At 46.8% G+C, this 809-nt stretch carries 1 pseudogene; it reads left to right on the top strand.

Annotation, left to right across the window (positions count from 1 at the left end):
- Positions 1-644: pseudogene (locus G4417_RS17055) on the top strand (IS200/IS605 family accessory protein TnpB-related protein); the annotation flags it as partial.
- Positions 645-809: the final 165 nt, after the last annotated feature.

Below are 809 nucleotides of genomic sequence, written 5' to 3'. Positions count from 1 at the left end.
CAGACGGAACTGTCCTGGGAAGAAGATTCATAGATCATCCCAGTGAAAAAGACCGGATGTACCGCACACTGGGACGGATCCGCAGATTCCAGAGGGAACATGGCTCTGCGCAGACACAGGGAAGATGGGCATATACGAAACGTCTGAACACAGAACTGGGTAAAAAGACTGCAGGTGCGATTGTAAGATATGCGGAAGAAAACCATGCAGATGTGATCGTGTTCGAATATCTGGAGATGCAGGGGAAGATATCGGGAAAGAAAAAACAGAAACTGCACCTGTGGAGAAAGCGGGATATCCAAAGACGCTGTGAACATCAGGCACACAGGAAAGAGATGCGGATATCCCGGATCTGTGCATGGAATACCAGCAGACTGGCTTATGATGGTTCCGGGGCGGTAACACGTGACTGGGAAAATCACAGCCTCTGTACTTTTCAGACAGGAAAACGATATAATTGTGACCTGTCAGCATCCTATAATATAGGAGCCAGATATTTTATAAGGGAACTTTTAAAACCCCTTCCGGCAACGGAAAGGTCTTTGCTGGAGGCAAAAGTCCCTCCTGTAAAGCGTAGAACTTCATGTGTCTATGCAGATCTGAGGAAACTCCATTCAGAAATGGAACTCTTAAAAGCAGCATAGATACAGGCAGATATACAGCGGACTACCTGTAATGTGGAAAACTGCCGTATCCGGCATGGAAAAAGCGCATAATTGTGCAGACCTAAGTTACAGGCGTATCCGCCGATATTCAGTCTGACGCCTAAAGCGTCTGGAAGCATGTGACTTTAGTCATGTGAGGTTCAC

The sequence above is a fragment of the Blautia wexlerae genome, assembly GCF_013300825.1.
GTDB lineage: Bacteria > Bacillota > Clostridia > Lachnospirales > Lachnospiraceae > Blautia_A > Blautia_A wexlerae_B.
This window is presented reverse-complemented; position numbering and strand designations above follow the sequence as displayed.